This window comes from Roseibium sp. (assembly GCF_050301095.1).
Taxonomy (GTDB): domain Bacteria; phylum Pseudomonadota; class Alphaproteobacteria; order Rhizobiales; family Stappiaceae; genus Roseibium.
Window position 1 is genome coordinate 1 of sequence record NZ_JBNKYW010000243.1, and the last position, 13,813, is coordinate 13,813.

Genomic DNA, 13,813 nt, shown 5'->3' on the forward strand with positions numbered 1-13,813 from the left:
CCACAGGGTCATCAGGCCGAGATACATGATGAGCAGCACCAGCACGGAGGTCAGCCGCGCGTCCCAGACCCAGTAGGTGCCCCACATGGGCTTGCCCCAAAGCGATCCCGTTATCAGTGCCATCAGCGTGAAGGCGGCGCCGATCGGGGCGGCGCTCTTGGCCGAGACATCCGCGAGCGGATGTTTCCAGACCAGCGTGCCGAGCGAGGACAGCGACATGACGGAATAACACATCATGGACAGCCACGCGGCGGGCACATGGATGTACATGATTCGCACCGTGGCGCCCTGCTGGTAATCTTCCGGTGCCACGAAAAAGCTCATGTAGAGCCCGGCGGCGAAGGTCACGACGCTGAGGCCGACGAGCCAGGGGAGCACCACCTGGACCAGCCGCAGAAACCGCGTCGGATTTGCATAATCCCAAATTGCCATGGGAGCCTTTTACTTCAGTCTTGCGCTGCCATCAATCTACCCATCGGTCGCAGCGCCGCCTTGCGTTTGATCAAGCTGGCGAAAGGCGGTTCGCCGGAACGTCAGTCGCCGGAGAACCGGAGCGCGGTTGCCGAGGCGACCGGGCCGATGACGGCGGCGATCAGCGTGAGCGCGCACAGGATCAGGAAAGGCGTCAGGAACGGAACCGGATCGTGAATGGCGGCATCGGCCGCGCTGACACCGAAGATCAGCACGGGGATCGCCAGCGGGACCACCAGCACGGCCAGCAGCAAACCGCCCCGGCGCAACGACACGGTGAGCGATGCGCCGATGGCCCCGATGAGCGTCAAGGCGGGTGTCCCGACCAGAAGCGTCAGGGTGACGGCGCCCATGGCCACCGGGTCGAGGTTCAGAAAGATCGCCAGCAGCGGCGCGGCAATGACCAGCGGCAGGCCGGTTGCCACCCAGTGCGCCAGGCACTTGATCAGCACCACCAGCTCCAGCGGCCGTCCGGCCATCAGCATCAGGTCCAGCGTGCCGTCGTCGCGGTCGGCCTGGAACAGCCGGTCGAGCCCCAGCAGTGTCGCCAGCAGCGCGCCGATCCACAGGATCGCAGGTCCGATCCGGGCCAGAAGGTTGAGGTCCGGTCCGACTCCGAAGGGAATGACGGTGACGACGGCCAGGAAAAACAGGACGCCGACCAGCGTGCTGCCGCCCACACGGACGGAAAGACGCAGGTCGCGCAGGAAGAGTGCCGTGGACCAACCGGTCATATCATCTCCTCCTCAACGTCATGGGCTGCCGGATCGGCCGCCTGCAGGTGCAGGATCTGCGTCTTGTCGAGCGCCAGTTCCGTGTGGGTTGCCGTTACGATCAGGCCACCCGCTGCCAGATGGCCGTTCATCAGACCCAGAAGCTGTTTTTCGGAGGTCTTGTCGAGCGCCGAGGTCGGCTCGTCCATCAGCCAGACCGGCCGGGCCGTGACCAGCAGCCGGGACAGGGACAAACGGCGCTTCTGGCCCGCCGAAAGATAGGCTGCCGGAAGATGAGCCGTGTGGCTGATGCCGAGTGTCTGGAGGACTTCCAGTGGCGGCGTGGGCCGTCCGCTGAAACCTTCCCCGGACGAGGGGGCGGAAAAACTCTGCCAGAAATTCAGGTTCTCCAGAACGGACAGCGCCGGCTTCACGGCGTCCTGGTGGCCGAAATAATGTACCTGTTCCTGCGGTGGCCGGTCCGCTTCGCCGCCTTCCATCCGGATTTCTCCCTTTGCGAGCGGCACGAGGCCTGCCAGCGTGCGCAGAAGGGAGGACTTGCCGATGCCGTTCGCGCCGGTCACCACAAGTGCGGTGCCGCCTTCAAGCGAAAAGGACAGGTTCTGGAACACCCGGCGTCCGCCGCGGTCGATGGTCAGATTTTCGGCGATCAGTTTCAGGGGAGGGCTCCGAGGCAAGGGGGACGTTCGTATTAATTGCCCCGGCAGCTATCATGCAAGGAAATTCCCCGCCTTGCCATTTGTCAAAAGACGAACCGCCCGGCGTGCCGAGGCTGCCGGACGGTCCAAATTAGGCAAACCCTGGAACGCGGTTTCCTTACCGCGCTCCAGTTGGCGGAGGTCAGTCAAAGACGGCGGCGATCTGGTCGACGCTTACGCCTTCCTTGATTTCACGCAGGCGCGCGTAAATCAGGGCGACGAGGATACTGATGTAGCCCGCGCCCAGGGTCGAGATGGCGGCGAACAGGAGGACCGCGATGATCATTCCGACGGTTCCGACTGTCGCTATCAGGCCGACGATGAAGAGTGCGATGACATTGATGATCATTGCGAGAATGATCGCCAGGATCAGCGCGCCGACGATCGGCCAGCGATATTCCTTCGTCAGCGCCGCGCTGCGGCCCATGGCGCCGAAACCGGCGCGTTCGATGACGATTGCCGGGGCGATGACAGCGAAGACCGCATAGACCCAGAGGCCCGGCACGACCAGAAGCATGAAGCCGATTGCGACCAGAATGGTCACGATGATCGTGACGATGGCGAGCGGCACGATCGAACTGAGGGCAGGGCCGATGTACCGGCCGATTTCAACCGGGCGGGACAGTTTGGCGTCGTATGCCAGCTGCACCAGCAGGGCCGTCGTGATGGCATAGACCACCATGTTGATGACAATTGCCAGAATGCTGCTGATTACGCTGCCGGGTCCGGAAAAGTCCTGTGTCTGAAGGCCAAGCGCGACGTCGAAGCCGTTCAGGGCACCGGATATCAGGAAGCCGATCAGCGTCGGCACGAAACCGATAATGATAACCGGAATGAATTTTCCGAAGAGGATCGAGAAGCTTTCGCTGATTAACGAGCCGACACCAAGAGCGGCCTTGGGTTGGCTAAGGGTCGAGTCAGTCATTGGATGGCTCCGTTCAGTTCAATCAAATTCTCAAAATGGGCTTTGCGGTACTGTCAGGTCACGTCCGGCAGGCCTTGCCGGAATTGCCAGCCGTGATTGTCGTTTTTTGTTTTTCACCATAGTGCGCTTCCCGGAAGGGCTCAAGCAAACAGCAATAGGCTGAAAATCCTGCCCGGCCCTGTTCCGCCGGGATTCGGACTGCGTGACTTCCTCAGATCAGGACGAGCTTTCAAACGTCCGGGAATGCCTGCCTACTCGAATACATTGGCGAGATGATCGACGCTGACGCCTTCCTTGAGCTCGCGAAGCCGGGCGTAGATGAGTGAAGTCAGGATTGCCAACAGGACCGTGGCAATCGTGGCCGGCAGGGCAACCATCATCAACAACGCGAACTCTCCGCTTTCAACGAAGCCGCCCAATATGATCGCCAGTGTCTGCGCCGTGCTGATGAAGAAATAGATGATGGACATCAAGAAAAGGGCTCCGGCAATCGGCAGGCGATAGTTCCGCGTAAGGAAAATGCTGCGTCCCAACCCTCTGAATCCGGCGCGCTCGATGACGATTGCGGGTGGGGTGAGCGAGAATGCGGTGCAGACCAGGAGGACAATCAGCAAGGTTGTCGGCAACACGATCATGAGCAGGATTGTGCCGGAAAAATCGAAGATCTCGATGGGATACACGATCGCTGCCAGAAGCGCTATCACGACGATGCACGACAGGACAATCGGAACCGTAGCCCGCAGAGCGGGGCCAGGATAGCGGCGCAAGCGGACCGGCCGGCGCAGCTTCACGTCGTAGACCAGTTGTATCAGCAGCGCGGTTGTCAGGGCATAGACGGCAAGACCGGCAATCATTTTCAGGCCGAGTGTGAGAAGCTTGCGGTTGAAATAGGAGCTTTGCCCGAAAAGATCGTTTGCCGCGGCAAACTCGGCAAGAAGATCCACCAGATAATGGCCGAGCAGACTGGGCAGAAAGCCGAGCAGGAGCACGGCGAAGAAGTGCCTGAAGAGGATCGAGAAACTCTCGCCAAGGAGCACGCCGACCCCGAGCGGTATCCTTCGCGGCCCTGATATTGCAATCTCCGGCGTCATTCGAACACGGCGGCGATCTGGTCGACGCTGACGCCTTCCTTGATCTCGCGCAGGCGGGCGTAGGTGAGGGCAACGGCAATTCCGAAGGTGGCGAGGGACGTGGGATAGATCGTTGCGACCAGGATATTGGCGACAAGATCGCTGATCAGGCTCCCGATGAACCCGACCAGAAATCCGATCACCCCGTTCAGAATGGCGGAGCAAATGCCGGTCAGCACAAGAGTGCCCAACACAGGCCACCGGTACCCCTTTGTGAGACCGGCGCTGCGGGCCAGGCCGCGCAGTCCGGCCCGTTCTATAACAACGGCCGGAACCATGAGCGAGAACATCGCCAGGACCCAAAGAACCGCCGGTATGACCAACAGTTTGAGGAGGGGTATCATCATCGTCAGGAAGCCGACCAGGAACACCACTGCGGCCAGAACAAGAAATACCCCCAGGCTCAGGATCAGGATCGGAGCAACAGCCATCAGCGCCACACGATAATACCGGCCGACCCGCATTTTCTGGCCAAGTTTGGCATCATAGGCCAGTTGTACAGGCAAGGCGGTCATCACCGCATAGCTGGCGAAGATAAGTACTGCCATCAGGACGATGGGAATGACCAGTCCTACGTCCATTTCCCGGGATTCAAAATTCGTCAGCCCGATACCAAAACCCAGGAGAATGGCGGGGAGCAGCATCCCGAGCACGAGCGGTGGCAATCCCAACAGGTAGATTGCCGGAAATTTCCTGAAAAAAATCGAGAAAGTGTCACCGATGATCGACCCAACACCAAGCGGAACCTTTGGTGTGGAAACGGAAGGATCGTTAGGGGCACTGAGTGGTTCTCCGGCGCCTGGCAGGGTGCCGGCAGGATCTGCTTGCTGGTTGTCCAAATCTTCCACTTTCAAATAAGACGTAAAATGAAGTGCTTGCCACTATAACGGGCAGGACGCGGAGCTCAAGATCCACCTGTCAGTCGAACACCGCGGCAATCTGGTCGACAGTAACGCCTTCCTTGATCTCGCGCAGGCGCGCATAGATCAGGGCCGCCGGGAGGCCCGTCAGGCCTGTCCCGACTGCGGCAACCACTGCATAGAAAACGGCGGCCGGAAGCATGCCGGAAACGGTGCCCAGAATTGCGGCGAGATACTGGGCACCCCAGCCGAATGCGAACTGGCAGAGGAGCGACAGAAGAGCCAGCACAACGATCGGCCAGCGATACTCCTTGGTGAGTTCCGCGCTGCGGCCCAGCCCGCGGAAGCCGACCCGTTCGATGACCACGGCGGGAACCGTGACGGAAAAGACGGCCATGACCCAGAGACCCGGTACGACCAGAAAGACGAGAGCCAGTATGGAAAGCAGCATCGCGGCAACGGAGAGAACGATAACCGGCAGGGCGGTGGAAAATGCCGGCCCGAAATAGCGTCCGAGCCGCACTGGCCGCTGCAGCTTGGCGTCATAGGCGAGTTGGACGAGCAGCGCCGTCGCCACGGCGTAGACCGCAACGTTTACGATCATGGAGATCGTATAGGGAATGGTGTCTATTCCGGAAAAATCCGGCTTTTCCATCCCGACCACGGCAGAGAGGCCGACGGACCACGCGGACAGAAGGATCCCAATAACGTTGGGGATGAGCGCTATGAAGGTGACCGCAAGGAAACGCCTGAAGAAAATCGAGAAAGTGTCGCCAATGATCGAGCCGATACCAAGTGGCAACCTTGCCGGCCCTGAAATTGCAATTTCCGTCATTCAAAAATCTCCAATCAACTAATCATTTCGTCAAAAAAACTTCCCACCTCAGGCGTCCTCGTCCTGGGCGTAATGTTTGTTCTCGCGCCGGTCGCCGAAGAGCTGGCGCTGCTCAAGGTGCTTGCGCTGGGCGTTGTAGAACGCCTGCAGGAAACGCAGGCGGTCGGCGGGCTTGACCGGGTCGGCATAGCCGATCTTCTTGCGGATCTTTTCCACGATGGCCTCGATGGTGGCCTCGCGCTGGCGGGCGGCCTGCGCGCCGGGAGGGGTGCCCTGGACGCGCAATAGGGATTCGAGGGTCTGCAGCTCGAAGGCACCGTAGTGATCGAGCTGATGGGACAGGAAGACGAATTTCTCGCCTGATTCCCCCAAAACCGGGGTTCCGTCGGCGAGATCTTTCAAGAGTACCGGCACCGGCAGGTGGATTACATGGGTGCCGGCCATCATGTCGCCGAGACGGCGGCGGTGGCGGTTGAAGAGCGGGATCATCAGCGCCATCGCAACCCAGGCGAAGGAGGCGAGCCCTTCCAGCGGCGAGGCGGCGGACATGGTCAGGAGCAGGGTGCCGGGCAGGAAGATCTCTGCTTCCTTCATCATGTTGCGCAACACCAGGGCATGAGCGGTCAGCGGGCCGCCGTCATGGGAGACGACCTTTATCTTCATGAACTTCTTGCCGAGCGTCTGTCCGTTCCACACGAGCTCGGTGCACACGTAGTAGGGTACGCGGATCAGGAAAAAGAGCAGGGATCCGATCGCAATCACCGTTTCCGGTCTCGTCACGTCGAGAACTTCCAGCAGAACGACAAGCGCGATCGCCGCGATCAGGGTGATGACGATGTCGGTGATCTGGGCGGCCATGCGCACGCCGACACCCGCGATTGGCAGCGTGAGCGCGACGCCTTCCGGCGGCATCAGGATATCGGGCGAAGGCCTCGCCTTTCTCTTCTCTCTCCAGCGGCGCAGGATCATCTTTGCCTCCGTCCGCCGAGGACAAACCAGCCCAGCCAGAGCGCGCCGACGCCCCAGCCGACGGCGAAGCGCAGGGTGATGTCCTGAACCAGCTGGCGGGCAAAGCCTTCCAGCAGGGCTGCGACCACGAGCATCAGCGCGGCAACGATGGCAAGCTTCACCGCGTCGCGCCCGGCCAGACGCAGCGCCTCGGCCCGTGTCCATTGACCGGGAAAGAGCACGGCGGCTCCGAGTTTCAGGCCGCCGCCGCAGGCGATGCATACGGCGGAAATTTCTGTCACGCCGTGGATCGACAGCCAGCCGGCGATGTCCGGTCCGAGGCCCCGGTCGACGTGAAGCGCAAGGAAGGCTCCCAGAATGAGGCCGTTGTAGAAGGTCAGCAGGATTGCCGGGGCGCAGGCGAAGACACCGAGACCGAAGACGAAGATGGCGATCCGGGTGTTGTGCGAGAACAGGTAGGTGGCAAAGGCGCCGAGCCCGGTCGACCCGGTGTCATGGCCGTAGATGGAGTCGCGCAAGGATTCCGTCGTCGCGTCCGGGCCCCGTCCGCCACCCAATTCGGACGGCATGAAGACATAGAACCAGTCGTTGTTTTCCAGATAAAGCAGATAACCCGCCAGCGCACCGAGCCCCATGCACAGAAACCCGAGAAGGATGAAGAGCCACGAGCGGCGCATCGCCTGCGGCGCGCCTTGCCGCAGGAACCGTTCCAGGAGGCCGCCGAGGCGTTGCTGGGGCGCGTAGACGCACAGATACGCGCGCGCGGTCAGGGCCTCCAGGTAGCCCAGGAGGGCCTTGTCGAGCGAGATTTCGCGGGCGATGGCCAGCGACGTGGTGGCTTGCCGGTAAAGCGCGGCCAGGTCCCGCGTCTCGGCAAAGCCCATGTGCTTCAGGCCACGGCTTTCTGCCGCGAGCACGAGGCTCTCGAGCCGCCGCCAGTCAGCCTCCCGCTCTTTGCGGAAGCGCGCCGAACGCATGAGGTCGTTGCCGTCCATCAGATCAGCTCCCGTGCCTTGATTTCCAGATAGGCCGAAATCAGCCGGGGCGTGATCGCATCGGGTTTGGCGTCGATGATGGTGACGCCCATCCTGGAGAGCCGCTCGAACACGAGACGGCGTTCGTGCAGCGACTGGTTGGCCGCCACCAGCGCGGCGGCGCCTTCCAGGTCGCCGGGCGCGGTTTCGACCAGCGCTTCCAGATCGGGATCGCGGATGGCGACGAAAATCAGCAGGTGACGCTTGGCCAGAATGCCGATGTTCTCGATCAGGAGTTCGGCGGAGGTGGTGTCGATGAAATCGGTGAAGATGATAATCAGGCTGCGCTTGGGTGTGCGGGCGTTCAATTCGCTCAAGGCCAGCGTATGGTTGGTCTCGCGGCTGACGTAATCGAGTTCCGCCGTCCAGTTGCGCAGCCGGGCGAAGGCCTTGCGGCCGGGAGAAGGCGCGGCAAAGGTGCGCGGCTGGACGTCATAGGAGTAATAGCCGACCAGATCGCCGCCGATGGCCGCCGCCCAGGCGGTGGCAAGGGCAGCCGTCACCGCGTGGTCGATCTTGGGCTGGCCGCCGATCTCCTCTCGCATCAGGTAACCGTTGTCGAGCGCGACGATGACATGATGGTTGCGTTCGGCCCTCAGCTCCTTGGCCACCAGCGAGCGGCGGCGGGCCGACCGCTTCCAGTCGATGGTCTTGATGTCCATGCCGGGCACGAAGTCGCGCAGCTGCTGGAATTCCGAGCCCTCGCCGATGGCGCGGTTTTCCTTGACGCCGTAGAGGGTCGACAGCACCGTCGTGGTGATCTGGCCGGACTGGACGAGGCGGATGTTGGGCACGACCCGCAGCTCGGCGCCGACGGTCAGCCGGGGCACGAATTCCAGGAGCGCGAGGCGCGAGGCCCACAACAGCCAGATATGCTCGAACCGCCACAGGCCCCGGCGTTTGGCCCGGCAGGGAACCGTCGCGGTCATTGTGCCGTCCGGGCCGGGCTCAAAGGCGATTTCGCCGCTGCCCTGCACCCCTTCCGGCCAGTCCAGACGCGCCCGAAGGTTTGCAGGCGCGCCTTCGATGCCGATGCGCAAGGCGACGGTCTCGCCGACGAAGATCTCCGGCGGGGCCTCGAAGGAGACGGCTTTCGGGCGCCGGAAAGACAGCACCAGGTCGAGCGCGGTGACAACACCCAGCAGGATCCACGGCACAGCCGCGGCTTCACGCGGCGCAGGACCGGCGGCGACTGCGATCACCGACAGGAAAAGCGCAATCAGGGCAAGCGCCAGCAATCTTTTGGACGGCCTGATCAGCGTGGGGCCTCGATCTGGTTGAGAATGTTTTCCAAGACCTGTTCCGGGCTGCGGCCTTCGATTTCCGCGGCCGGGCCCAGGACGATGCGGTGACGCAGGGCCGGAATGAACAGCCGTTTGACGTCGTCGGGAATGGCATAGTCGCGGCCGTTGAGCGCTGCCGTCGCCCTTGCTGCCGTCGCCAGCGCATCGGCGGCGCGTGTTGACGCCCCGAAGGCGATTTCCGAGCTTTCCCGCGTCGCCCGGACCAGGCGGAGGATATAGGCCAGGATGTCGTCCTTCAGGATGATGCTGTCGACCAGATCGCGGGTTTCCGCCAGTGCGGCGGCGTCCAGCACCTTGGCGAGGCTCTGGGTTTCCAGTCCGGCCTCGATCGGCTCGGCGGCATGCTGGCGCAGGATCGCCATCTCGATCCCCTCCGGCGGGAAGTCGATGACGATCTTGAAGAGGAACCGGTCAAGCTGGGCTTCCGGCAGCGGATAGGTGCCCTGCTGTTCGATGGGGTTCTGCGTGGCCACCACGATGAACTCTTTCCCGAGCGAATGATCGGTGCCGTCGATACTGACCGTGCGCTCGCTCATCGCCTGAAGAAGGGCGGCCTGGGTCTTTGGCGGTGCGCGGTTGATTTCGTCGGCAAGCAGCACCTGCGAGAACACCGGCCCCTTGGTCAGGACGAAGGCGTTGGTGCGGAAGTCGAAGATGGAGGTGCCGAGCACGTCGCCGGGCATCAGGTCCGGCGTGAACTGGATGCGGCCGAAATCGAGGGCAAGGGCGGCGGCGAAGCTGCGGGCAAGCAGGGTCTTCGCCGTGCCGGGAGGCCCTTCGAGCAGGACGTGGCCGCGTGCGAACAGCGCGACCAGCAGCAGTTCGACAACGTCCTCCTGACCGAGCACGGTCCGGCCGATCTCGTTTCTCAAGGCATCCGTGCGGTCTCGCAGGGCTTCAAGCGTCATGGGTCAAATGCTCCAAAACCTGTTCCAGTTCATCTATCAGATGGATCGCTCCGGACGCCGGCACATGGTCCGGCAGCCGCCGGATTTCGTCCAGGACCCTGCGGAGATGCTGTGCCTCCGCCGGGTGCCGCCGTTCGGCAAATTCCAGAAACTGCTGTTCGCCGGCATAGTGCCGGGCGAGGGCGGGCCCGAACAGGGCCGCCGCCGTGGCCGACAGCCGGGCCGCCGCATAATCTCGCACCAGCGCACCGTCCTGACCGGACAGCCGCATCAGCCGCGCCCGGGCGCGCACCGCCAGCACCTTGCTGGCGCTGGGAGCGGTCTCGCCGGAGAGGATCGGGCCGTATCTGAGCGCGCCGCGCCACAGAAACAGGGCCATGGCCAGGGCCGCGCCCAGCCAAAGCGTGAGAAACGGCGGTCCGAAAAAACGCATCAGGTCGTCCCAGGTCCGTTCTCTTTCGGGCTGTCTGGTCGGATCGCGCAGCCAGGAGGACTGGCTGTAATCGATGATGACATTGCGCTCTTCCGCGGTTGAGCGAATGAAATCGAGTACGATCCTCGCGTTGTCGCCAAGGCGCAGGCCGTGGTTGTTCAGAAGGTCCGGGTCGGAGAGAACCAGCACGCGCTCGTCCTGGTCGATCGAGACCGCGTCGAGCGGACAATCGGCAAGCAGCATGGCGTCACTGGTGCCCAGGACCGGTTCGCAGTGGTCGCTACTGAAAAGCTGCGCCGCATAAAGTTCCGCCGTCAGGCTCTCGCCGTCCTCGGCGCGGTACCGGATATCCGTAAACGGGTCTTTTGCGGAAAAAGCCTTGAAGCTGCGGTCGCCGGTGACCTGGCGCATGAGCGCCTGAAGCCGCGGCTGTTCGACGTTGAGGACGGGATGGGCAAGACCCGTCAGGCGCATGCCGCTTCGCCATTTCGGCAGGACGATGAGCGCCGGAACCTTCTCGGCCTTGCCGGCGAGCACCTTGCTGCTCCGGTCGAACTCGTCCTGCTGCTGCAGCAGTTCTTCCTTGGTCTGGGGAGGCTCGCGGTCCTCGTCGAGGATGGTGTCGTAAACCGGCAGGATCAACAGGCCGACGGCCGTCTGGTCAATCGGCCAGCCGCCGGAAAAATTCTGCGCGCTGACGCCGTTCGAGGCGAGCCAGATCTGCAGGCCGTCAAGGCCCGCGGGCGAGCTGCGCAGTGTCTGTTGGCGCTGCGAATAAAGATACCAGCCGATGGCCAGCGCGATCACGCAGATCACGGCGATGATCACGGTCTCGAGCCGCAGCGGGCGGGCGTTCGGGGTTGTTGCCGTATCGCTCATGTGACGCCGGGTCCCAGCAACTGGCGGCAATTGCCGACGTGGGTCCGGAATTCGTCCTCCGTGATGTCGCGCCCACCGAACTGCACCAGTTCGCTGGCCAGAACCAGCGACCGCAGAATGTCGCGGTGGGTCTGGTCACCCGGAATGTGCCGGAGGGCGTCCCGTGCCGTCCAGCTGCGCTGCATCAGGACGCCGTTTGCCGTTGCCATTGCTGCCAGAGCCTTGTGCATCAGCAGCACAAGCGCGCGGCGGCGGTCCTCAATGCGCAGGATTTCGTCAAAGGTGCCAGTCCTTTCCGCCCAGTCGGGACGCACGGACGGCTTCCTCGGTCCGTCCCGGCCGGGGTTTTCCGAATTCCGGCCAAGCGAAACCGTCAAGCCGCCACCGAACCTCAGGAACATGTAGCCGATGGCCAGAAGCAGGGCACCGGCGATCAGCCCCGTGGTCCAGCGGCCCGTCTCGATGGGCTTGTCTTTCTTGTCTTCCTGCGGACGTTCCGGCTGCTGCTCGGTATCGAGATCCGGCGCAGGCGCAGAGGGGTCGAAATAGGTGACGTCCGGGTCGACGCCGCGCAGGCGGATGGAACGCAGATAATCCTCGCCTGACTTGCCGATCTGGTAGGGCTCCTCCACCGCCTCCTGGGCGTTGGACGGGATCAGGCTTGCAGGAAAAAGCAAAAAGACAATAGCGATAAAAAATCGGCGCATATCGGTTTTATTACCGATATCGCGACCCCAGGCAATAGACAGCTGCCGACAACAGGGTTCGCTACTTCAGGTCGAACCTGCGGTTGTGCCCAGGGTGCTTTGTCTCGCAGAGCCGCGGTGCTCCGGGTTGTCTCGCCCTGCTCAAACGAAAAGACGGCCGCCGGCACCCGTCTGTCCCGGTTGTTCAGCCGGGGCAGGCGGGCGTCAGCGGCCGCGGATTTATAGGCCTAAGCGTTCTTAGAAATGAACCGACCTTGAAGCAGCCGGTTTCTGGAGCGGCGGAGCGAACTTGGTGAGATTGATCCCTTCCACGGCAGCCTTGTATTCCTCAATGCTCGGGGTGCGGCCGAGAATTGCGGAAAGGACAACGACCGGTGTCGAGGCCAGCAGGGATTCACCCTTCTTGTCCGCACTGTCTTCCACCACGCGGCCTTTGAAGAGGCGGGTGGAGGTTGCCAGAACCGTGTCGCCCTTGGCGGCCTTTTCCTGGTTGCCCATGCACAGGTTACAGCCTGGGCGCTCGAGGTAGAGAATGTTCTCGTATTCGGTCCGGGCGGTGTTCTTCGGCGTCGCGTCGTCAAACTCGAAGCCGGAGTATTTCTCCAGCGTCTCCCAGTCGCCTTCCGCCTTCAGCTCGTCGATGATGTTGTAGGTCGGGGCGGCAACCACGAGAGGCGCCTTGAACTCGACCTTGCCGTTTGCCTTCTCGAGGTTTTTCAGCATCTGGGCAACGATCTTGATGTCGCCCTTGTGGACCATGCACGAACCGACAAAGCCGAGATCGACCTTCTTCTCGCCCCTGTAGTAGGAGACCGGCCGGATCGTGTCGTGGGTGTAACGCTTGGAGACATCCGCGTTGTTGACGTCCGGATCGGCGATCATCGGTTCGTCGATCTGATCGAGATCGACGACGACTTCCGCGAAGTACTTGGCGTTGTCATCAGGGGTCAACGCCGGTTTTTCACCGGAGCGGATCTCGGCAATGCGCTTGTCGGCCTTGTCGATCAGGCCCTGGAGCGTCCTGGCGTCGTTGTCCATTCCCTTGTCGATCATGATCTGGATGCGGCTCTTGGCGATCTCGAGCGACTCGATCAGCGTATCGTCGTTGGAAATGCAGATGGAGGCCTTGGCCTTCATCTCGGCCGTCCAGTCCGTGAACGTGAAGGCCTGGTCGGCGAGCAGGGTTCCGATATGGACCTCGATGATGCGGCCCTGGAAGACGTTGTCGCCGAACTGCTTCAGCATCTGAGCCTGGGTCGCATGGACAACATCGCGGAAGTCCATGTGGTCCTTCATGGTGCCCTTGAAGGTAACTTTCACCGATTCGGGGATCGGCATGGTGGCTTCACCGGTGGCAAGCGCCAGGGCGACGGTGCCCGAATCCGCGCCGAAGGCAACGCCCTTGGACATGCGGGTGTGGCTGTCGCCGCCGATGATGATCGCCCAGTCATCGATGGTGATGTCGTTGAGCACCTTGTGGATCACATCCGTCATCGGATGATAGACGCCCTTGGGGTCACGGGCTGTGATCAGGCCGAACCTGTTCATGAAGCTCATGAGCTTGGGGATGTTGGCCTGCGCCTTCAGGTCCCAGACAGAGGCGGTGTGGCAGCCGGACTGATAAGCGCCGTCGACGGTCGGTGAAATCACCGTCGCGGCCATCGCTTCCAGCTCCTGGGCGGTCATCAGGCCGGTGGTGTCCTGCGAGCCGACGATGTTCACCTTGACGGATTCCGGGATCGGCATGGTGGCTTCACCGGTTGCCAGGGCAAGCGCCACGGTGCCGCTGTCTGCGCCGAAGGCAACGCCCTTGGACATGCGGGTGTGGCTGTCGCCGCCGATGGTGATGTCCCAGTCATCCACGGTGATGTCGTTCAGCACCTTGTGGATCACGTCCGTCATGGGGTGATAGACGCCCTTCGGGTC

General features: G+C 62.4%; 14 protein-coding genes. All 14 read right to left on the reverse strand.

Going from position 1 to position 13,813, the window contains the following annotated elements:
• Positions 1–432: cytochrome c biogenesis protein CcsA (gene ccsA, locus ACQY7U_RS21130; protein ID WP_428648940.1), on the reverse strand; the 432-nt coding region annotated here is incomplete at its 3' end.
• A 101-nt stretch (positions 433–533) separates the two neighbouring features.
• Positions 534–1,205, reverse strand: a complete 672-nt coding sequence (ccmB, locus tag ACQY7U_RS21135; RefSeq protein WP_428648943.1) for a heme exporter protein CcmB — start codon at positions 1,203–1,205, stop codon at positions 534–536.
• The gene (ccmA, locus tag ACQY7U_RS21140) at positions 1,202–1,864 is read right to left on the reverse strand and encodes a heme ABC exporter ATP-binding protein CcmA (protein WP_428648971.1); all 663 of its coding nucleotides are present in this window, start codon (positions 1,862–1,864) and stop codon (positions 1,202–1,204) included. Before ccmA ends, ccmB begins: the two co-directional genes overlap by 4 nt.
• Before the next feature lie 181 nt (positions 1,865–2,045).
• Complete coding sequence (locus tag ACQY7U_RS21145) at positions 2,046–2,828, reverse strand: hypothetical protein (protein WP_428648945.1); 783 nt, start codon at positions 2,826–2,828, stop codon at positions 2,046–2,048.
• A gap of 251 nt (positions 2,829–3,079) precedes the next feature.
• Positions 3,080–3,919 (reverse strand): hypothetical protein, encoded by an 840-nt coding sequence (locus ACQY7U_RS21150; RefSeq protein ID WP_428648947.1) that lies wholly within the window; start codon positions 3,917–3,919, stop codon positions 3,080–3,082.
• A complete protein-coding gene (locus ACQY7U_RS21155) occupies positions 3,916–4,539 on the reverse strand; it encodes a hypothetical protein (RefSeq protein ID WP_428648950.1) in 624 nt (207 codons plus the stop codon). Before ACQY7U_RS21155 ends, ACQY7U_RS21150 begins: the two co-directional genes overlap by 4 nt.
• 337 nt (positions 4,540–4,876) lie before the next feature.
• Entirely contained in the window at positions 4,877–5,653 is a 777-nt protein-coding gene (locus ACQY7U_RS21160; protein ID WP_428648952.1) for a hypothetical protein, read from the reverse strand.
• Between the two features lie 48 nt (positions 5,654–5,701).
• The gene (locus tag ACQY7U_RS21165; RefSeq protein ID WP_428648954.1) at positions 5,702–6,622 is read right to left on the reverse strand and encodes an RDD family protein; all 921 of its coding nucleotides are present in this window, start codon (positions 6,620–6,622) and stop codon (positions 5,702–5,704) included.
• On the reverse strand, positions 6,619–7,617 hold the full coding sequence (locus tag ACQY7U_RS21170; protein ID WP_428648957.1) for a stage II sporulation protein M: 999 nt from the start codon (positions 7,615–7,617) through the stop codon (positions 6,619–6,621). The genes ACQY7U_RS21165 and ACQY7U_RS21170 overlap by 4 nt, the downstream gene beginning before the upstream one ends.
• Positions 7,617–8,894 carry a DUF58 domain-containing protein gene (locus ACQY7U_RS21175; RefSeq protein ID WP_428648960.1) on the reverse strand — a complete coding sequence of 426 codons (1,278 nt, stop codon included), beginning with the start codon at positions 8,892–8,894 and terminating at the stop codon, positions 7,617–7,619. Before ACQY7U_RS21175 ends, ACQY7U_RS21170 begins: the two co-directional genes overlap by 1 nt.
• Before the next feature lie 17 nt (positions 8,895–8,911).
• Positions 8,912–9,868: an AAA family ATPase gene (locus ACQY7U_RS21180; RefSeq protein ID WP_428648962.1), complete on the reverse strand. Its 957-nt coding sequence runs from the start codon at positions 9,866–9,868 to the stop codon at positions 8,912–8,914.
• Positions 9,858–11,180 carry a hypothetical protein gene (locus ACQY7U_RS21185; protein ID WP_428648964.1) on the reverse strand — a complete coding sequence of 441 codons (1,323 nt, stop codon included), beginning with the start codon at positions 11,178–11,180 and terminating at the stop codon, positions 9,858–9,860. Before ACQY7U_RS21185 ends, ACQY7U_RS21180 begins: the two co-directional genes overlap by 11 nt.
• A complete protein-coding gene (locus tag ACQY7U_RS21190; RefSeq protein WP_428648966.1) occupies positions 11,177–11,887 on the reverse strand; it encodes a DUF4129 domain-containing protein in 711 nt (236 codons plus the stop codon). The genes ACQY7U_RS21185 and ACQY7U_RS21190 overlap by 4 nt, the downstream gene beginning before the upstream one ends.
• Before the next feature lie 237 nt (positions 11,888–12,124).
• On the reverse strand, positions 12,125–13,813 hold a 1,689-nt coding region (locus ACQY7U_RS21195), incomplete at its 5' end, for an aconitase family protein (RefSeq protein ID WP_428648968.1).

Coding starts and splice junctions, on each gene's coding strand:
- ccmB (WP_428648943.1), bottom strand. CDS start 1,205: ATGACCGGTTGGTCCACGGCACTCTTCCTGCGCGACCTGCGTCTTTCC.
- ACQY7U_RS21145 (WP_428648945.1), bottom strand. CDS start 2,828: ATGACTGACTCGACCCTTAGCCAACCCAAGGCCGCTCTTGGTGTCGGC.
- ACQY7U_RS21150 (WP_428648947.1), bottom strand. CDS start 3,919: ATGACGCCGGAGATTGCAATATCAGGGCCGCGAAGGATACCGCTCGGG.
- ACQY7U_RS21155 (WP_428648950.1), bottom strand. CDS start 4,539: ATGGACGTAGGACTGGTCATTCCCATCGTCCTGATGGCAGTACTTATC.
- ACQY7U_RS21160 (WP_428648952.1), bottom strand. CDS start 5,653: ATGACGGAAATTGCAATTTCAGGGCCGGCAAGGTTGCCACTTGGTATC.
- ACQY7U_RS21165 (WP_428648954.1), bottom strand. CDS start 6,622: ATGATCCTGCGCCGCTGGAGAGAGAAGAGAAAGGCGAGGCCTTCGCCC.
- ACQY7U_RS21170 (WP_428648957.1), bottom strand. CDS start 7,617: ATGGACGGCAACGACCTCATGCGTTCGGCGCGCTTCCGCAAAGAGCGG.
- ACQY7U_RS21180 (WP_428648962.1), bottom strand. CDS start 9,868: ATGACGCTTGAAGCCCTGCGAGACCGCACGGATGCCTTGAGAAACGAG.
- ACQY7U_RS21185 (WP_428648964.1), bottom strand. CDS start 11,180: ATGAGCGATACGGCAACAACCCCGAACGCCCGCCCGCTGCGGCTCGAG.
- ACQY7U_RS21190 (WP_428648966.1), bottom strand. CDS start 11,887: ATGCGCCGATTTTTTATCGCTATTGTCTTTTTGCTTTTTCCTGCAAGC.